This is a genomic window from Rhizobium sp. PL01, assembly GCF_033447125.1.
Classification (GTDB): domain Bacteria; phylum Pseudomonadota; class Alphaproteobacteria; order Rhizobiales; family Rhizobiaceae; genus Pararhizobium.
In genome coordinates this window covers 192,051-210,219 of sequence record NZ_JAWQUM010000003.1, presented here as the reverse complement: position 1 = coordinate 210,219, position 18,169 = coordinate 192,051, and the positions used below count along the sequence as shown (strand labels likewise).

Here is an 18,169-nt window from a genome sequence, read left to right as displayed (position 1 = left end):
TGGATAGCCGTCTACGACGGAATGCCGTTTCGGGCTAGATCAAAACTTTACCACCGGGACAGTGCGGTCGGCCTCGTTGGTGATCTCGAAGAACGCCGCCTTGGTAAATCCAAACGGGCCGGCAATAAAATTCGACGGGAAGCTTTCGACCTTAACGTTCAGGTCGCGGGCAGCGCCGTTATAGTAGCGGCGAGCCATCTGCACTTCGCTTTCAATGCTTTCCAGCGACTGCTGCAGCTCGGAGAAATTCTGGTTGGCCTTGAGGTCGGGATAGGCTTCCGCCAGAGCAAACAGCTTACCGAGTGCCTGGCTGAGCATGCCTTCCGCCGCAGCCCGCCCAGCGACATCGCCGGCTGGCAGCGCCTGCGCCTTGTTGCGAAGAGCGACGACCTCTTCCAGCGTGCCCTTTTCATGGGCGGCATAACCTTTGACGGTCTCGATCAGGTTGGGAATGAGATCGGCGCGGCGCTTCAGTTGCACGTCGATGCCGGACCATGCTTCCTCTTTCACCTGCCGTGCCTTGACCAGGCCGTTATAGAGAAAAATCAGGTAGAGGATCACGGCTGCGGCAATAGCGAGACCAATCATGTGGGCTTCCTTCGCGAAACATATGTTTTCCGCAGCTTAGGCATCGTTCGCCGCCGTTGAAAGACAAATTTCAACCGCTCGCTTCACCCCGCCGCTTTTCCCGTTTCAGCCGCATCAACCTGTTCCACCGGGAACCGCGCGACGGCGGCGCCTGATCGATAGTGGGGCATCAGATCAACGCCGAACCTGCAAAGCACCACAGCCATGAAAACGCTCGCCGCCCTTATCAACGTCATCGCCTTTTCGGCCTTGTTTTTTGCCTATGCGAGCGTCGCCACTGTTGAAAAACCCGCAGGCGTTCGCCGGGCATTGCAGACCTATGCCGGCCAGGTACCAACCGGCGCATTTCCGACGCTGAAGCCTGTCTGGCAGGCTGGGGGCGAGGAGAGCGACCTGGTTTAAATTGGCGGCAGCAATCCGAGCGCGATGCCGGGATCACAAGCACACCGTTCAACTTTTACAAAAAAGAGGATGTGCTTCATCGGCGCCGCTGCGTCTCAAAGGCTGCCTTTCAAGACCGGCCGAATCTGCCCCATTCCACCGCGTCTTCCGGCGAAGGAACTGTCTCCAGGATTTGCCCGAAACAGACGACCGCGACGCGCTGTTCGCTCGCCTTGGCAATATACATGTATTCATCGGCCCTGCGGATGAAGGAGGCGACGGTATCGTCCGCGTGCAGGAACGTGACGCCGACGGCCGCGCCGGTATAGGTCACCTTTCCCTCGATCGCGATTGGCTTGAAAACGCGCTCCATCGCATCCTGGACGTTTTGCTGCACGTCTGCCGCCAGCTTCAAATCGACATCGAGCAGAACGACGAATTCGTCGCCACCAATTCTGGCAATGAAATCGGTGGCGCGAAAGCTTTCGCGCAAGCGGCTGGCGATGGTTCTCAGCACCTCATCGCCGGCGGCATGCCCCATCTTGTCGTTCACCGTCTTGAAACCGTTGAGGTCGATGAACGCCAGCGCCAGCTTGCGGTCATTCAACATGCTGCGCGCGACGGCCTCGATGACAATCTCGTCGAAACAGGCCCGGTTTGGCAGGCCAGACAGGGCGTCGGTCCGCGCCGATGCCCGCAAGGCGTTCTCGATTTCGCGCTGCTGCCGCACACGCGCCGACACGTCGACAATGACTTCGATATCGAAAGAGACACCATTGACAACGGTCCGTTGTGCCGAAATCAGCGTCGGAATGATCGTGCCGTCGGCATAAACGAGGTCGACTTCTTCCAACGCATAGGACCCCACTTCCGCAAGCAGGCGGTGGCGTCGATCACGGGCCGGGTTATCGATCGCGGCACCGTCCGACGTCAGTTTCTTGCCACGGATATTTTCCCATTTCAGGCCTGTCAGCTTCAGATAGGCATCGTTGACCTTGGCATAGCTCGACGTCTTCGTATCGCTGGTGGTAATGGCCATCGCTATTGGTGCGAACTCGAACATTCGCATCAACATCGAAGCCAAAACTTCCGGGGGGAGATTATCCTCGTCGTCCATCATGAGTCCTGAAACCTTATCACTTGGACAAAGCTTAGAGCAAACACCTTAAACGCTTGCTGAACAACGAAGTGGGCTCAAGTAATTGTTTCTGCGCCCTCAAGGAGAATTATAGCGAAATTCTCTCAATGGGTGCAATTTTGCGACAGATTCACAGACATAAGCTAAATGCCGGTCGTATAACCGGCTGCACAGGCCTCTGATCACGATATCATTTACTGGACGGTCCGATCGCTGACGCCGAAGCCCGGCGAACCGGCCGCGTCCGATCTCGACCGGTTTTACGCGGTGGATCGGACCGGCTTGTTATCCGGTTCAGGCAGCGTCTTTTGCCAGATTGATGCCACCGGCATCCGTCAGCAGAAAAGCCTCACCGCAGGCCGTCGCCAGTGTGCGAACACGCTGAATATAGCTCGCCCTTTCCGTCACGGAGATAACACCACGAGCATCCAGCAAGTTGAAGAGGTGGCTGGCCTTGATGCACTGGTCATAGGCCGGGAAGACGCATTTGTGCAGGACCGCATTGGCACCGCTATCGGGTGCGCCTGCCGCCAGAAGCGCCATGCATTCCTTCTCGGCGTCGACGAAATGCTGCTGAAGCATCGCCGTGTTGGCATATTCGAAATTGTGACGTGAATATTCCTGCTCTGCCTGCAGGAAGACGTCACCATAGCTGATCTTCTCGTCGCCCTCACGGCCGTTGAAGTTCAGGTCATAGACATTGTCGACGCCCTGTACATACATGGCCAGACGCTCCAGACCGTAGGTCAGTTCGCCCGAGACAGGCGAGCATTCGATGCCGCAAACCTGTTGGAAATAGGTGAACTGCGAGACTTCCATGCCGTCGCACCAGCATTCCCAGCCGAGACCCCAGGCACCCAGCGTCGGACTTGCCCAGTCATCCTCGACGAAACGGATATCGTGCAGCAGGGGATCAAGGCCGATAGCCGCCAGCGAACCGAGATAAAGCTCCTGCAGGTTCGGCGGGTTGGGCTTCAGGATGACCTGGTACTGGTAATAGTGCTGCAACCGGTTGGGGTTTTCACCATAACGGCCATCCGACGGGCGGCGCGAAGGCTGCACATAGGCTGCCCGCCAGGGCTTTGGGCCAAGAGCGCGCAATGTCGTCGCCGGATGAAATGTGCCGGCGCCGACTTCCATGTCATAGGGCTGCAGAACCGCACATCCCTTGTCCGCCCAGTAGGCGTGCAGCGTCAGGATCAGCGCCTGAAAGGAGCGCTTGGGGTTCATATGGTCCGGGAGAGCGGCGGTGGTCATGGCATCAGTCCAGGTTGAATGTATCTGGCTGTCTGGTGCCATGATGGACGGGAGGGGTCAAGGGGCGGAAGACGGCGGTGGCCTTGAGGAGTGCCATTGCAGAGATTATCCGCTCATCCCCTAAAAGGGTTGAGAACCGTCATCCGTCCGTCAATGACCAGCCCGTGCTGCATGTCTTCAGAGAAGCCGTGCTTTGAATCGGCTTGAAGGGCTACAGCAATCATTAAAGCATCGTAGAAAGAAAAATTGAACCGATCGACCAAATCGAGTGCCTGTAAATTGCATTCGCGATCAACGGGTTGAACGGCAACAGCAAGTGCACTTATATCCTCTATGGCGCTTCGGACCTCAGCCCAACTCATACCGAGTTTGCGTGCCGCGACATTGGCAAATTCATTCAGTGCTTGAACGCTCAAGATGAAGGGCTCGGAAAGAAGTTCCTGTGCCTGGGCAGCACGGTAATCATTGGTGAAAGCATAAACGAGAATATTGGTATCAAGCAGCGGCGCAGTCACCGCGCATTCGCCTCGTCGCGGTCGAATTTCCAATCAGCAGGCAAAGGCCGCGCAGACGCCTTGATGCGGGCAAGTGCCTTCTCCCGTGAGGTATCGCGTTCCAGTTCGAAGGTTCGTTCATCAGCGATGCGTACAGCAACCTCATCGCCTTCCTTCAACTGCAAAACCTCCACGACCGAGGACGGAATACGAATTGCCAGACTATTACCCCATTTCGAGACCTGCATCATTTACTCCATGATCTACAGCATTCCATGTATATCATGAGCAAAACGGACCATCAATAAATTGGCACCTCACTCCGGCTTTTTCAGCCGGTATTCCCCCGTCACCGGATCCTTGACCAGCGTGCCCTGTGTTCCGGTTTCCTGCTGATGGCGCGCTTCCTGTTGGCGGCGGCTCAGTTTTTCCGCGTCGGCCACGAATTTGCGGTAGCCGATCCAGGCGACCGCTGCGAATATCAACAGTAAAATCAATTGCGGCATGCGCCCTCCCCCGTTTTCGTCAGGCTATCAAAGCCCGAAGCGACCCCATAATGCCTTTTCCTCCGCCACCTCGGCAAGGCCGGAAACGGCGGAGACCGCAAAGCGCTCGGCGATTGCACCTGCCAGCGCAGCACCGGGCTGGCGGCGACCGAACAGGCCGCGCGAGGCGGAGACCAATTGCAGCTGGGTCTTTGCGCCAAACCGCTTCTTCATTTCGCCACGCATATCGCCGAGGCTATCGACCAGCCCCAGTTCCTGACCGCGCTTGCCGGTCCAGAACAGGCCGGAGAAGATATCCGGCGTATCGGCCAGCAGATGGCCGCGCCGTGCCTTGACCATGCCGATGAAGATGTCGTGGATTTCGAGCTGCAGACCCTTGAGGAACTCGATATCCCGCTCCTTTTCCGGTTGGAAAGGATCGAGCATCACCTTGTTGGATCCGGCCGTATAGACACGCCGCTCGACGCCGATCTTCTTCAACAGCTCCGGAAACCCGAAGCCGCCGGACACGACGCCGATGGAACCAACGATAGAGGTCGGGTCGGCAATGATCTCATCGCCGGCGAGCGCGATCATATAGCCGCCGGAGGCAGCGACATCCTCGACGAAGATGATGACGCGCTTCTTTTTTTCCTCCGCCAGATCGCGGATGCGCTGATAGATCATCCGTGACTGGACAGGAGAGCCGCCGGGAGAGTTGATCGAAATGGCGACGGCTGGCGCATCCTTCATCGAGAAAGCTTTTTCAAGCACTGGCGCAATCGTCGCCAGATTGAGCGCCGGTCGAAACTGGCTGCCGCCTGCCATGATCGCACCATGCAGCCGGACAACCGGGATCGTCACGCCTTCCTTGCGAAAACGCTTCGGCAACAGCTTCCTCAACAGTCCGGCCATCTGAACTCCCTGCATTCATTATAGGTATCGGCAATCATTATGCGTGTTGGCATGTATGCATTGGCGCGACAAACGCAATGGCAGCACGATGAAAATCATCGATTGCGATGGTAGGCGGTGCGGCCGTTGCTCATATCGTCGACAACGGCTGCGAACTTGTGTGTCTCCGCCTCATGCACGATCAGCGGCGCCCGCAGTGTCAGCCGCGCGCGGCTCTGCTTGATCGCCGTCACGAGGATCCGAACGGCATTTTCACCGGTGCGGGAGTGCAAGGGCGTGATCTCGATACCGCCGAAGCGGCGGCCGCAGGCGGAAATGATCTCGGCGATCGATTCCGGCCGGGCGATCAGCGACAGTTGTCCGCCAGGCCTTGCGATGGCGCCAGCCGTCCGGATCCAGATATCGAACAGGCCTTCGGTCATGGCATGCGCCTCGGCCTTCAGGGCATCCGGCGTCTTTCGATCGGAAGCATCGTTGAAGGGCGGGTTCATGATGACATGATCAAAACTGTCGTCCGCGAGGCCAGCTGCAACTCTAGCCCTTCCCGTCAGCGAGACGTCGGCTTCGAGAACTGATATCCGGCCGCCGAATCGGGCATTTTCAGCAAGCGCCAGACTTCGTCTGGCAAAATCCGCCATCATCGGTGACCGCTCGACCAGCAGCACGCCGGCATTATCCAGCCGAGAGGCAACGGCCATGCCGGCCGCACCGGCACCAGCGCCGAGATCAGCGATACGGCAGGGTTTTTCCGCGACAACCAGCGATGCAAGCAGCATCGCATCCATGCCGGACCGGTGCCCCTGCCCCAGCGGCTGGATCACCTGGAACCGGCCACGGTGGAAGCTGTCGATGGTTTCGGTGGCCGTCGTCGTCATACGTCGCGCAATTCCGCCTCAAGCCCGGCATCGATCAGAACTTGCCTTGCCTCGTCAGCATCATCCTCATCGACCAGGAAACGGCGGGGCAACAGGCCCAGCGAACCTTCCAGGATGCTCATGCCCTGATCGGCGATGAAGCAGCCGATGCCGGCATCCTTCATCAGACTTTCGGCGAACGAGAGCACGACGGCGTCGTTGGTACGGATCAATTCCTTCATTCCGGGTCGTTTTCCTGCCTTATTTGAGCAAGCGGGACAATTCGCCTCTTGCCGCCACAAGCCCCCCTTTCTATTGTCCGAACTGGAATTTGAACAGGAGTCCCTTGTGTTGGGCGTAGTGATACCGCTGGAAGACAGCAAAAACAAACAGGCATCGGTCAAGCCGCTCGTCGACCTGACGAAGGCGGACATGGAGCGCGTCAACCAGCTGATCCTGTCGAAGGCGGGATCCGACGTCCAGATGATTCCGGAGGTGGCCAATCACCTGATCTCGTCTGGCGGCAAACGCCTGCGCCCGATGCTGACGCTCGCCTCCGCTGCGATGTTCGGCTTTACCGGCGATGCGCATATCAAGCTTGCGACCGCGGTCGAGTTCATGCACACGGCCACCCTTTTGCATGACGACGTGGTCGACGAGAGCGATCTTCGCCGCGGCAAATCCACGGCACGGATGATCTGGGGCAACCAGGCCAGCGTCCTTGTCGGCGATTTCCTGCTCGGCCAGGCTTTCCGCATGATGGTCGATGTCGGCTCGCTCGATGCGCTCGATGTACTGTCAACGGCGGCATCGGTGATTGCCGAAGGCGAAGTGCTGCAGCTGTCCGTCGCCAAGAACATGGAGACGACGGAAGACGACTATCTTTCTGTCATCCGCGCCAAGACGGCAGCCCTGTTTGCAGCCGCGTCCGAAGTCGGTCCGATCGTCGCCAAGACCGACAAGGCCAGCCGCAACGCACTGAAATCCTACGGCATGAACCTCGGCCTCGCCTTCCAGCTGGTCGATGACGTGCTCGACTATGGTGGCAAGGCCGCCGATCTCGGCAAGAACACAGGCGACGACTTCCGCGAAGGCAAGATCACACTACCGGTCATTCTCTCCTATCGTCGCGGCACGGCCGAGGAGCGCAGCTTCTGGCGCGAGGCAATCGAGGGCGGCAAGAGTGACGACCAGAACCTGGAAAAGGCATTGGGCCTGATCACCCGTTACGGCGGCCTGACGGATACCATCGCGCGGGCCCAGCATTACGGCACGATTGCCCGCGATGCGCTTGCGCCGCTGCCGGAATCACCCTGGAAAGACGCGCTTCTCGAGGTCATCGATTTCTGCATCGAGCGGGTCAGCTGACCTGCCGTTGCAAGGCACAGGTGTAGGCATGAGGAATTTCTTGCCGCACTGCGCCAAAAAAGCCATTCTATCTGTTCATGCTCCGGCTGCCGTCGAGCGGCACTCACGATAGTGTGTGCGGAATTTGACGGCAGGATGTCGAATTGCGTTTCGCCTTGCACTCAAACCGGATTCCGGTTTGCCGGGTTATGCGTTATTGATTTGGGACTGATTCCACGCGAATCCCGCGACGGCGCCAAGGGGTGCCGCCCGTAACGAAAGGCTTGTCATGCGGCAAAAACATCTTCTTCGCCTGCTTAGCGGCGCTGCCTTCCTGGCCGTGGCGTCCTTGTCCGGCGTGACCCCGAGCTTTGCCGAGGAAGCAAAGCCTGCGGTGGAAGAAAGCAAGCCTTTCGATCTGAATTCGGTCAACAGCTTCTCGGGCGCGTTTCTCGCTGCCCGCACAGCCGATGTCGACCACGATCTCGACACGGCAACCAAGCTCTACCGTACAGCGCTCGAATTCGAGCCCGACAATGTCGACGTCAAGCAGCGCCTGATGATCACCTCGCTGATGAACGGCGACTTTGAAGCTGGCGCCAAGATCGCCGAAGAGCTGAAGACCGACAGTTCCGTCGAGCGCATCACCACGATCACCCGCGCCGTCGAGGCCATCCGCAAGCGGGAATATCGCCACGCGCAGAAAATCCTGAATTACGAAGGCCCGAACGATCTCGACCGGCTGATGAACGGCCTGCTGCTTGGTTGGGCAAAGGCCGGCGAAGGCAAGCCGAAGGACGCGATCGCCGAGATCGAAGCGATGGAAGGGCCGGAATGGTTCCGCATCTTCAAGTCCTACAATCAGGGCGCGATTGCACTGGCGGCCGGCGACAAGTCCACGGCCCGCTCGAAGCTGAACGACGCCGTTCTCGACCGCGAAGGCGGCAGCGCTGCCCCTGACACCTTCATGCGTGCCGTCGTAGCCCTTGCCAAGCTTGAAGCACGCGATGGCAACAAGCAGAAGGCGCTCGACGCTGTCTCCGTCGGCGAAGGCTTCATCAGCAATTATGCGCCGCTGAAGGCGCTGCGCACCAGCATCGAAGAGGGAAAGCCGCAGGAGCAGCAGGTCCGTAGCGCCACGCAGGGTGCTGCCTCCGTGCTGTTTTCGATCGGCGCGGCGCTCAACCGCGACGGCGCGGAAGACATCGTTTCGCTTTATCTGCAGACTGCCCGGGCGCTGGACCCGGAAAGCGCCGACATTCTGGTGATGCTCGGCGGTATCGCGGAAAACCTGAAGAAGCCCGAGCGGGCCATCGCGCTCTACAAGAGCGTGCCGGAAAATTCACCGATGCGGCGGCTATCGGAAATGCAGCTGGGTCTCAGCCTTGCCTCGATCGGTAAGGTCGATGAAGCCAAGCAGCATCTGAAGGAACTGATCGATCTCGACCCGAAGGATGTGCGCAGCTACCTCGCCTATGGCAGCGTGCTGTCGGATGCCAAGGACTACAAGGAAATGGGTCTGGTCTACGACCGCGCCGTCGCAGCGATCGGCCCCGTTCCGCAGCGCAGTGACTGGACGATCTTCTTCCAGCGTGGCATTGCCTATGAACGCCAGAAGATGTGGGACAAGGCCGAGCCGAGCTTCAAGAAGGCACTGGACCTCAACCCCGACCAGCCACAGGTTCTGAACTATCTCGGTTATTCCTGGGTCGATATGAACATCAATCTGGAAGAAGGCCTCGGCATGATCCGCAAGGCGGTCGATCTGAAGCCGGATGACGGCTATATCGTCGATTCGCTCGGCTGGGCCTATTTCCGGATGGGCCGCTTCGATGATGCGGCTGTCGAACTGGAGCGTGCCGTCGAGCTGATGGCTGGCGACTCGACCATCAACGATCATCTGGGCGATGCCTACTGGCGTGTCGGACGCAAGCTGGAAGCGGTCTTCCAGTGGAACCAGGCGCTGGCACTGAAGCCTGAAGAGACGGAAATCCCCAAGATCAAGCTGAAGATCGAAAACGGCCTGCCGCCTGTCGAAGCCAAGGTTCCGGCTGCCGCGGAGGCGGGGGACACCCAGCCGAAGAAGGTGACCCCGGACGTGACTGCCGGCAAGAAATCCTGATCCTGCCTTTCAATGGCACGCAAGGATGGCATTTCTGGATTTTCGCTGACGCGGATCGCGCCGGCGAAGATCAATCTGGCCCTGCATGTCGTCGGTCAACGGGCCGACGGCTACCATCTGCTTGAAAGCCTCGTGACCTTTGCCGATGCGGGAGACCGCATCGGCTTTTCCCTTTCTGATGAAGACCACTTCACCGTTTCCGGGCGCTTTTCAGTCGATCTGCCGCTTACGGGTGAAGCCGTGGCGGGCAATCTGGTGCTGAAGGCGCGTGACCTGTTGCGCACTCATCTGAGTGACAAAGGCACCAAGACCGGACCGGTCCATCTCCACCTCGAAAAGAACCTGCCCGTCGCCTCCGGCATCGGCGGCGGCTCGGCGGATGCGGCGGCGACCGTTCTTGGGCTGCTGGACCTGTGGAAGGCTTCTATCGATCACGACACCCTGCAGGGGATCGCGCTGAAACTCGGCGCTGATGTGCCGATGTGTCTTCATGGACGCCCGCTGATTGCGCGCGGCATCGGCGAAGACATCCAGACGATGGCGGGCTTCCCATCCTTTCCCATGTTGATCGTCAATCCGCTGAAAGCAGTCTCGACACCGGTGATTTTCAAACTGCTGAAGGACAAGACAAAGCCGCCGCTTCTGATGCCGCAGGATAAGCCATCGCGCGACGGCTGGATCGACGTCCTGAAAGGCCTGCGCAACGATCTGGAGCCGCCTGCCCGTGATCTGGAACCGGATATCGCAGCGGTCTCCGACGCGCTTGGCCTGACCGGTGCATCATTCGTAAGGATGTCCGGATCGGGCGCCTCCTGTTTTGGCCTCTATGCAAGCAGCGAAGCCCGTGACCGGGCAGCCGACGTTCTTTCCAGACAGAACCCCAACTGGTACGTTCTGGCTTGCAACAGTATCCATGGAGAGGACCATCACGATGACCGAGGCTAAGGCGGCAAGACCCTTCGTTCCGGTTGGTATCGCGGTTCTGACTGTTTCCGATACCCGCACACTCGCCGACGACCGTTCCGGCGATACGCTCGTTGCCCGAATTGCCGATGCGGGCCACAGGCTTGAGGCGCGCGCCATCGTACCGGATGACAAGCAGAGAATTGCGGCACAGGTAAAAGCCTGGACGCTGACGGAAACGATCGACGTGGTGATCACCACCGGTGGTACAGGCTTTACCGGGCGAGATGTGACGCCCGAGGCGCTGGAACCGCTGTTCGAAAAGCGCATGGACGGATTTTCGGAAGTCTTCCACCGGATATCCTATGACAAGATCGGCACATCAACGATCCAGTCGCGCGCCACCGGTGGTGTCGCCAACGCCACCTTCATCTTTGTGCTGCCGGGATCGCCCGGCGCCTGCAAGGATGCCTGGGACGGTATCCTGAAGCAGCAGCTCGACTACCGGCACATGCCCTGCAATTTCGTCGAGATCATGCCAAGGCTCGACGAGCACCTGAAGCGCGGCTGACCTCCTCTTTTTTGCCCATCCTCGATAATTCCTGTTCCATTGGTAACAGCGCTGCCTGTGTCAGCGTTGTAAGACTGTCCTTATCGGGAGAGGGAATGAGGGGAACGAAATGACACGCTCACCCAGCGGCGACACGTCAGGGTTCTCCATCCAGATCACGACAGACAGCATGAACGCATGCGGATTTCATGTTCTGAAAACCGCTCAACAAAGCGATACGACGCGTTGGCTGAGATTGCGCGGCAAACCATTTTAACGGTCTCTTTTTCAATGAAGACAGGGCAGGTTCGAAAGGGCCTGCTCTTTTTGCGGTGAGACGCCGCTAGCGGTTTTCCGCATCCGGACGATTGGCGATGGCCACCCACGCAGGCACCAGTTCGCTTCCAAGCTTGCGCGCTGCCCGGCCATTGGCAAAATCGGGTAGCAACATGGAGGATTTGGCGATTGCTGACGCCTGCTGCTTCGACAGCAACAGGCCGAGTTCCAACGCTGTTGGACGTGTGACGAAGCGCTTGAGGAACGGCAGGCGATATTGCCTGGAGGGCGAGAAGCGCGCCGGCATCTTGTTCAGCGACATATATTCCGCAACATCATCAATCCAGCGCCCCGTTGGTCTGGCGCCCGCTTCGAGCAACAGCAGCCAATCGCCGCGCGCAGACCGGACAATGTCGGTCATATCCCAGCTTGTGCAGAAGCGGGCTCCGGCGGCGTCTGCCACGCGGCTCGAGCCATCCTGCGAGCCATGGTCGAGAACGATGACATCGCTCACAAGCCCCTCCACGGCACCCGCCACCAGCACCGACAGCGTCTGCGCCAGTTCAGCCTCATTGTCGCGGGTCTCGGTGATGATCGTCAGCATCGCCGTCCATACCGCATTGCACACAGAATTTCCATAAGCCCTTCGTTTCCAGAGGATTAACTTTTCATTCATGATGAATGCGCGAGCGATTGAAGCACCAACTGACCCTTCGCAGGACGAGATCAAAATCCTGATCTACATTTTTGTTCTTGCATTGTTCTCATATTCGCGATAGGAAAATAATCAGAGGATATTGGAAAGTCCGCAAGGACAGTCCCCCGGAGAAACCCATGAACGAGCTGTCTCAGATCAGGCAGGGTGCTTTGGCGCCTGCCAACACGGCAGATATGGCCGAGGCGATGATTGCCAGCTCCGGGCTGCGCATCGAGATCGACCGGCGGCGTGGCCGGGGTGCTGCCATCAATGCGTCCGGCCGGTTCGAACCGGTCTCGCGGCAACTCGAAGATGACGGCTGGAACTCGCTGGAGGATCTGCCGGTCTTCAAGACCGAGGTCCAGATCGAAAAACCCCGCTCGATCATCAGCCGTAACGATTCGCCCGACATTCCATTCGACCGCTCCGTCAACCCTTATCGGGGATGTGAGCATGGCTGCATCTACTGTTTCGCCCGCCCAACCCATGCCTATATGGGCCTGTCTCCGGGGCTCGATTTCGAGGCCAAGCTGTTTGCCAAACCGGATGCCGCAAAGCTTCTGGAGCGGGAACTGGCCAAGCCCGGCTACAAGGTTCGCCCCATCGCGATCGGCACCAACACCGATCCTTATCAACCGATCGAGAAGGAATGGCGGATCATGCGCCAGATCCTCGAAGTGCTCAAAGCGGCCGATCATCCAGTGATGATCGTCACCAAATCCGCGATGGTCATGCGCGATATCGATATTCTGGCGCCAATGGCCGAGAAAGGCCTCGCCAAAGTCGGCCTTTCGGTGACCACCCTCGACCGCAAGCTCGCCCGGCTGATGGAACCGCGTGCGTCGACGCCATCCAAGCGGCTGGAAGCCATCAAGGCTTTGTCCGAAGCTGGCATTCCCTCAACGGTGATGGTGGCTCCGATCATTCCGGCCCTTAACGATCATGAAATTGAACGGGTGCTGGATGCCGGAAAAACGGCGGGGGCTGCGTATGCAAGCTATGTGCTGTTGCGCCTGCCGATCGAAGTCAGCCCGCTGTTTCGCGACTGGCTGCTGCGCCATTATCCGGATCGCTATCGCCATGTCATGTCGCTGGTCCGCTCGATGCGCGGTGGCAAGGATTACGATGCCGAGTTCGGCAAACGCATGAAGGGGGCCGGTCCCTATGCCTGGCAGATCGGCCGCCGTTTCGAGCTGGCGGCCAAGCGGCTGGAGCTGAATGTCGCCCGCCGGCCGCTGAACTGCGACCTCTTCGTCCCGCCGCTCGGGACCGGCGTCCAACTGTCGTTGCTCTGAAAAGCATTCAAAGTTTTCCGGGAGCGATCCCGGAAATCGAGATACCGATGCTGCTTCCTGCCCCGGTGCAGTTTCGGTCATCCTCCGGCAACCGCCTCATTGCCGAAGGACTTGCAGGGAATCGGGCTTGTGTGCGAGTTTCGCCGCATGTCACGACGCACACCGCCCGATTCCCCCTTTCTTTTCGATACGATAGAAGGCCCCGATTTCAGCTTCGAGCTGGCCGGACGCCGCGATGGGCTCTGGCCTGTCGCAGGCACCGACGAGGCCGGACGTGGCCCCTTGGCCGGTCCTGTCGTTGCGGCGGCCGTCATTCTCGATCCCGACAATATTCCAGACGGCCTGAACGACAGCAAACAACTGTCTATCGCGCGGCGCGAGGTGCTGTTTGATCTCATCCTGTCTTCTTCCATCGTCTCCATCGCGTCGTCTGCGGCCGGCAGGATCGATGACACAGATATCCGCAAAGCAAGCCTCGACGCGATGCGCCGCGCTGTCTTCGGTCTTTCGCTCGCTCCCGCTCTGGTGCTGGCCGACGGCCGCGACGTGCCGCCAGGCCTTATCTGCATGGGCAAGGCCGTCGTTAAGGGGGACGCCCGCTCGCTATCGATCGCTGCAGCCTCGATCATCGCCAAGGTGGCGCGCGACCGGATGATGACCCGGGCCGGCTTGGTTTTCCCGGCCTATGGTTTTGCGACCCATGCCGGCTATGCCACCCAGCGCCACCGCAACGCCATCATCGACCACGGCCCCTGCCCGCTGCACCGGATGAGCTTCCGGCCACTGCGGCAAGACGACGCTGAAGGCGCCTGAGGGGGAATTGCCAATCTCGAAACCGGCCCGCACTGTTTTGGAACAATGGCGGGTGCCCTGCGTTGAAGATTGAAATCGTCGACGTCAAAGACACAGCTGCGGTTTTTCTTGTGTGCGGCGTGTCCCGGGCAACAAACAACGAGACGGACGGGTTATAGAATCAAGAACAACATGCACCCGCGATTCCCGTGAAAGGCTCGAACCGTGTTTTTTGGTCTGATTTTCCTCGCTGCAACGGCAGCGACCAGCATTCCCGCTGCGCCAGAGCCGACCGCGGACGCACTGCAATCGGATTTGCAGACTGCCTTTAGCTGCAAGGATATCGACGGTCGTAAGGTCTGGAAGGGTGGGCTTGCCTATTACATCCAGTCGTTCATCTATGACGACGAAACGTCGGACGATGCGGCGAATATGGCAACTGACGCCGTTCTGCCTGCGGACAACAGCCGTGAGACCATGCAAGAATTCGAGCAGGCTTGCCTGACAATGGCACCGACTGCGAGCACGGATAACTGACATGTGATTTCGCTATCCGGCGTCGCTGATACGGGTTCAGCTATCCCGATGCACAAGATGGGCGAACCCCGTCTGTCCGTCACCGAGCAGGCGGCGCAGCGGCCTCGGCACCAACTGGAATTCGTCCAACCTGCTGATGGTTGGAAGCACCCAGCAAAACTCCAGTTCCACGTCTCCATCCCTCACCCGATGAACGATCCCGTCTTCCTTGAACGGTAGTGGCTTTAATAGCGTCGCATCGAAATAGAATCCGATCTCATGGGTGGCTCTCCCGCCCAGCTCGAAAAAATTCTCGATCACGAAGCGCAACTCGCCGATCGTCGCAGCGGAACCGATCTCCTCTTCGATCTCCCGCGCCAGCGTTTCGGCACTCGTTTCACGCATTTCGACGCGCCCACCCGGCAGACACCAGCCGCGGTCGCCAACAGCGCGGTGAATGAGAATGTGACCTTCGGTCCGGATCAGGGCACCAGCCCGGAACTGAAAGCGTGACGCGCCTGCATCCATCACGATCATGGTTCGCGTGGCTTCGTTCATCGGTAACCGTCCTTCCTTTCGGAATTGCGTAGCACCCTTTAGACAACAAAAAAGGCCGGCGCGAGCCAGCCTTTTCAAATCTTGATGGTCCAGCCGATCAGTTCAGGCGGGTCTTCACGTCGCTGATCGCGTTGGCGAACAGGGCTGCCTGCGTTGCCGCATCCGACTTTGCCGTGATGACGCTTTCGGCGGCAGCGATGGCGATGTCGACGGCGGTGGCGCGAACCGAATTGATGGCGTCGGTTTCGGCCTGCTTGATCTTCTGTTCCGACAGAGCCGTGCGACGAGCGACGAATTCGTCGGTCTTCTGCTTGGCTTCGGCAGTCAGCATTTCAGCTTCGCGTTCAGCAGCAGCAACGATGTTGGCGGCTTCGGATTCGGCTTCCTTGCGCTTGCGCTGGTATTCGACCAGCAGAGCCTGTGCTTCAGCGCGCAGGCGCTTGGCTTCGGCCAGTTCGTTGGTGATGCGGCCGGCGCGCTCGTCGAGCGACTTGGCGAGCATGCCGGGAACCTTGAGGTACACGATGAGAGCGAGGAAAAGCACCAAGCCGACTGTGGCCCAGAATGTGGCCAGTGAGGTCAAATCCATGATGCTCTCCTTACTTCGCCGATGCTTTGACCGCGGATGCGATCTCGGCCTTCGATACCTTGCCGCCGATCAACTGCTCGACAACAGCGGTCGCAGTGTCCTCAGCGATCGCACCAACGTCGGCCATGGCCTTCATCTTGATATCGGCGATACGGGCTTCGGCAGCGGAAATCTTGTTGTTCAGGCTCACTTCGATCGCGGTGCGATCGGCAGTTGCCTTTGTTTTTGCAGCTTCGCGCGCAGTCGATGCGATCGCGTTGCCCTTGGCCTTGGCAGCGGCCAGTTCCTGCTCGTAAGCAGCAATGGCAGCATCCGCCTCTGCCTTTGAGCGGGATGCATCATCGAGATCGCGTGCGATCGTGTCGTTACGCGTTTCGAGAATGCCACCGATGCGCGGCATGACGACCTTCGACATCAGAAGGTAGAAAAGACCGAAGGTAATCGCCAGCCAGAGAAGCTGCGATGCAAATGTCGAAGTATCGAAGGGCGGGAACACTCCCGAGCCATGTCCGCCTTCTTGGGCTACACCGGTTTCGGTGTGGACCTCGCCGGCAGCGGCGTCGTGGGTCACTGCGCCTTCGGTGGTGGTTGACTGGGCGTATGCCGCGGTCACAAACATGCTCACCTCCAGGTGCATTCAGAAAAGATGCGGGCCGCAACCAAAGCTGCGGCCCCGCCTTCAAGCCGGTATTAGACGGCGAAAAGGAGCAGAAGAGCTACGAGCAGCGAGAAGATGCCCAGAGCTTCCGTAACGGCGAAGCCGAATACGAGACGGCCGAACTGGCTGTCTGCTGCCGACGGGTTGCGCAGGGCGCCCGACAGGTAGCTACCGAAAATGTTGCCGAGGCCAAGAGCCGTGCCGGCCATACCGAGGCAAGCGAGACCTGCGCCGATGTACTTTGCTGCTTCTGCGTCCATGATTTTCTCCTTCGAAAGGGTTGTTGCGGCTAACTTTGGTGCCTTGGCCGGTCGAAACCGGCTAGGCCCACGACTTTATTCCTTAGTGTCCGCCCGGATGCACTGCATCGTTGAGGTACATGCAAGTCAGCACCGCAAAGACATAGGCCTGGAGGAAGGATACGAGGAATTCGAGACCCGTGAGGGCCACGGTCATGATGAGCGGAAGGATCGCACCACCAATGCCCAACGCGCCCATGGTTCCAAGCGAGGCGACGAAGCCTGCGAACACTTTCAGCGTGATATGACCGGCCAGCATGTTCGCAAAGAGACGAACGGAAAGGCTGATCGGACGGGACAGGAAGGAGATCACTTCGATTGCAATAACCAAAGGCAGAAGGATACCGGGTACGCCAGAGGGCACGAACACATTGAGGAAGCCAAGGCCGTGCTTATAGAAACCGTAGACCAACACAGTGCCGATGACGAAGAGCGCAAGCGCAAAGGTCACGACGATCTGGCTGGTGACGGTGAAAAAGTAGGGAACCATGCCGAGCATGTTTGCTGTCAGGATGAACATGAACAGCGAAAACACCATCGGGAAGAATTTCATGCCGTGTGAGCCGGCGCCTTCGCGCAGCATCGAGGCGATGAATTCGTAAGAAATCTCGGAGACGGACTGCATGCGGCCGGGAACCAGGCTGCGCGTCGACGTCGTGAAGTAGAGGAATGCAGTGGCAACGGCCAAGGTCGCAACCATGAACAGCGATGCATTGGTGAAAGAGAAGTCAATACCGCCAATTTCGATCGGAATGATCTTGTTGACCACAAACTGGTGTACCGGATCTACCTTATCGCCTGCCACAGCTGCTCTCTCTCGTTACTCACCGCCATGGGGCGGATATTTCAACCTGCGACAACAGCGCGATTACGCGTCGTCACTCTTGTTCTTGATGCCCTTGCCCAGCTGATCCGCGGGATGAGGCGCTGCCACCATGCCCGCCGAACGCAAGACGTTCAGCACACCGGCACAAAAACCGAGCAGGAGAAGTATGATCATCCCCCACGGCCCTGTACCCGCAAAATGGTCCAAAAGATAGCCCAGAAGTGTACCGACGATGATCGCCGCCACAAATTCGCTCGAAAGCTTAATCGCGACCTGATAGCCCTTGCGGTTCTGCGCAGCGCGCGCTTCATCCGCAGCGTATTTCGGATCGTCCTTGCGCTTTTCAGACAGCTCGGACCCGAGGCGTTTCAGCCGATCTTCCAGACCCTCTTTCCGGTTATCCGTCATGTGGCGTCGTCCCTTTTGCTGCCTGTCACGGTGATAAACCATGAGCTTGGTCACACAAAGGCCGGATTTGAAGCCACCCGCTCGGCCCGTTCTGAAGTCGGCCGCAACATAGTTTTAGGGGCCTGCATAGTCAAGGCACCTAAAGCCCTTGTTAGGGCACAATATTATTTAATAAAAACATTGCCTTACGGGACGGAAGCAAAGGCTTAGCCGGATTCGCG

General features: G+C 58.8%; 24 protein-coding genes. 8 read left to right on the top strand and 16 right to left on the bottom strand.

The genetic code is table 11. The annotated features are described in order from the left end of the window. Positions 1-39: 39 nt before the first annotated feature. Positions 40-588 carry a LemA family protein gene (locus R6X40_RS08755; RefSeq protein ID WP_318412713.1) on the bottom strand — a complete coding sequence of 183 codons (549 nt, stop codon included), beginning with the start codon at positions 586-588 and terminating at the stop codon, positions 40-42. A gap of 204 nt (positions 589-792) precedes the next feature. On the opposite strand from R6X40_RS08755, the gene R6X40_RS08750 reads away from it, so the two are divergent. Further along, on the top strand, positions 793-990 hold the full coding sequence (locus R6X40_RS08750; protein ID WP_318412711.1) for a hypothetical protein: 198 nt from the start codon (positions 793-795) through the stop codon (positions 988-990). Between the two features lie 109 nt (positions 991-1,099). On the opposite strand, the gene R6X40_RS08745 is transcribed toward R6X40_RS08750, so the two are convergent. From R6X40_RS08745 to R6X40_RS08710, 8 genes are all read right to left on the bottom strand, one after another. Continuing rightward, positions 1,100-2,089 carry a sensor domain-containing diguanylate cyclase gene (locus R6X40_RS08745; RefSeq protein ID WP_318412709.1) on the bottom strand — a complete coding sequence of 330 codons (990 nt, stop codon included), beginning with the start codon at positions 2,087-2,089 and terminating at the stop codon, positions 1,100-1,102. A gap of 312 nt (positions 2,090-2,401) precedes the next feature. Continuing rightward, on the bottom strand, positions 2,402-3,364 hold the full coding sequence (locus tag R6X40_RS08740) for a glycine--tRNA ligase subunit alpha (protein ID WP_318412707.1): 963 nt from the start codon (positions 3,362-3,364) through the stop codon (positions 2,402-2,404). Between the two features lie 113 nt (positions 3,365-3,477). Next, positions 3,478-3,879 carry a PIN domain-containing protein gene (locus tag R6X40_RS08735; RefSeq protein WP_318412706.1) on the bottom strand — a complete coding sequence of 134 codons (402 nt, stop codon included), beginning with the start codon at positions 3,877-3,879 and terminating at the stop codon, positions 3,478-3,480. Beyond that, positions 3,876-4,109, bottom strand: coding sequence for an AbrB/MazE/SpoVT family DNA-binding domain-containing protein (locus R6X40_RS08730; protein WP_318412704.1), 234 nt, complete (start codon positions 4,107-4,109; stop codon positions 3,876-3,878). The genes R6X40_RS08735 and R6X40_RS08730 overlap by 4 nt, the downstream gene beginning before the upstream one ends. Before the next feature lie 66 nt (positions 4,110-4,175). Next, positions 4,176-4,364, bottom strand: a complete 189-nt coding sequence (locus tag R6X40_RS08725; protein ID WP_318412703.1) for a hypothetical protein — start codon at positions 4,362-4,364, stop codon at positions 4,176-4,178. Positions 4,365-4,391: 27 nt separating this feature from the next. Next, positions 4,392-5,258 carry a S49 family peptidase gene (locus tag R6X40_RS08720; protein WP_318412701.1) on the bottom strand — a complete coding sequence of 289 codons (867 nt, stop codon included), beginning with the start codon at positions 5,256-5,258 and terminating at the stop codon, positions 4,392-4,394. Positions 5,259-5,353: 95 nt separating this feature from the next. Next, positions 5,354-6,133: a tRNA1(Val) (adenine(37)-N6)-methyltransferase gene (locus tag R6X40_RS08715; RefSeq protein ID WP_318412700.1), complete on the bottom strand. Its 780-nt coding sequence runs from the start codon at positions 6,131-6,133 to the stop codon at positions 5,354-5,356. Then, the gene (locus tag R6X40_RS08710; protein ID WP_318412698.1) at positions 6,130-6,354 is read right to left on the bottom strand and encodes a DUF2007 domain-containing protein; all 225 of its coding nucleotides are present in this window, start codon (positions 6,352-6,354) and stop codon (positions 6,130-6,132) included. Before R6X40_RS08710 ends, R6X40_RS08715 begins: the two co-directional genes overlap by 4 nt. A gap of 109 nt (positions 6,355-6,463) precedes the next feature. Between R6X40_RS08710 and R6X40_RS08705 the strand changes: the two genes are divergently transcribed. The 4 genes from R6X40_RS08705 (at position 6,464) to moaB (ending at position 11,055) form a co-directional block, all read left to right on the top strand. After that, positions 6,464-7,480, top strand: coding sequence for a polyprenyl synthetase family protein (locus R6X40_RS08705; protein ID WP_318412696.1), 1,017 nt, complete (start codon positions 6,464-6,466; stop codon positions 7,478-7,480). A gap of 268 nt (positions 7,481-7,748) precedes the next feature. Further along, positions 7,749-9,581 carry a tetratricopeptide repeat protein gene (locus R6X40_RS08700; protein WP_318412694.1) on the top strand — a complete coding sequence of 611 codons (1,833 nt, stop codon included), beginning with the start codon at positions 7,749-7,751 and terminating at the stop codon, positions 9,579-9,581. A 12-nt stretch (positions 9,582-9,593) separates the two neighbouring features. After that, on the top strand, positions 9,594-10,526 hold the full coding sequence (locus R6X40_RS08695) for a 4-(cytidine 5'-diphospho)-2-C-methyl-D-erythritol kinase (protein ID WP_318412693.1): 933 nt from the start codon (positions 9,594-9,596) through the stop codon (positions 10,524-10,526). Continuing rightward, positions 10,513-11,055, top strand: a complete 543-nt coding sequence (gene moaB, locus R6X40_RS08690) for a molybdenum cofactor biosynthesis protein B (protein WP_318412691.1) — start codon at positions 10,513-10,515, stop codon at positions 11,053-11,055. The genes R6X40_RS08695 and moaB overlap by 14 nt, the downstream gene beginning before the upstream one ends. Positions 11,056-11,377: 322 nt before the next feature. Here the strand turns inward: moaB and R6X40_RS08685 are convergent, their stop codons facing one another. After that, positions 11,378-11,914: a glycosyl transferase gene (locus R6X40_RS08685; protein WP_318413237.1), complete on the bottom strand. Its 537-nt coding sequence runs from the start codon at positions 11,912-11,914 to the stop codon at positions 11,378-11,380. A gap of 230 nt (positions 11,915-12,144) precedes the next feature. Here R6X40_RS08685 and R6X40_RS08680 point away from each other — a divergent pair, with 230 nt between their 5' ends. The 3 genes from R6X40_RS08680 to R6X40_RS08670 all read left to right on the top strand — a co-directional run bounded on the left by R6X40_RS08680 (position 12,145) and on the right by R6X40_RS08670 (position 14,631). Further along, positions 12,145-13,302, top strand: a complete 1,158-nt coding sequence (locus R6X40_RS08680; RefSeq protein WP_318412689.1) for a PA0069 family radical SAM protein — start codon at positions 12,145-12,147, stop codon at positions 13,300-13,302. 147 nt (positions 13,303-13,449) lie between these two features. After that, entirely contained in the window at positions 13,450-14,115 is a 666-nt protein-coding gene (locus R6X40_RS08675; RefSeq protein ID WP_318412687.1) for a ribonuclease HII, read from the top strand. Positions 14,116-14,319: 204 nt separating this feature from the next. Beyond that, positions 14,320-14,631: a hypothetical protein gene (locus tag R6X40_RS08670; protein ID WP_318412684.1), complete on the top strand. Its 312-nt coding sequence runs from the start codon at positions 14,320-14,322 to the stop codon at positions 14,629-14,631. 36 nt (positions 14,632-14,667) lie between these two features. Here the strand turns inward: R6X40_RS08670 and R6X40_RS08665 are convergent, their stop codons facing one another. From R6X40_RS08665 to R6X40_RS08640, 6 genes are all read right to left on the bottom strand, one after another. Then, positions 14,668-15,168, bottom strand: a complete 501-nt coding sequence (locus R6X40_RS08665) for an NUDIX hydrolase (RefSeq protein ID WP_318412683.1) — start codon at positions 15,166-15,168, stop codon at positions 14,668-14,670. Positions 15,169-15,265: 97 nt separating this feature from the next. Continuing rightward, positions 15,266-15,757, bottom strand: a complete 492-nt coding sequence (locus R6X40_RS08660; RefSeq protein WP_412178351.1) for a F0F1 ATP synthase subunit B — start codon at positions 15,755-15,757, stop codon at positions 15,266-15,268. A 10-nt stretch (positions 15,758-15,767) separates the two neighbouring features. Beyond that, a complete protein-coding gene (locus R6X40_RS08655; protein WP_318412681.1) occupies positions 15,768-16,376 on the bottom strand; it encodes a F0F1 ATP synthase subunit B in 609 nt (202 codons plus the stop codon). A gap of 71 nt (positions 16,377-16,447) precedes the next feature. Further along, a complete protein-coding gene (locus tag R6X40_RS08650; protein WP_037106138.1) occupies positions 16,448-16,675 on the bottom strand; it encodes a F0F1 ATP synthase subunit C in 228 nt (75 codons plus the stop codon). Positions 16,676-16,757: 82 nt separating this feature from the next. Continuing rightward, a complete protein-coding gene (locus tag R6X40_RS08645) occupies positions 16,758-17,519 on the bottom strand; it encodes a F0F1 ATP synthase subunit A (RefSeq protein ID WP_318412677.1) in 762 nt (253 codons plus the stop codon). A 63-nt stretch (positions 17,520-17,582) separates the two neighbouring features. After that, positions 17,583-17,948 (bottom strand): AtpZ/AtpI family protein, encoded by a 366-nt coding sequence (locus R6X40_RS08640; protein WP_318413233.1) that lies wholly within the window; start codon positions 17,946-17,948, stop codon positions 17,583-17,585. Between the last annotated feature and the right edge of the window lie 221 nt (positions 17,949-18,169).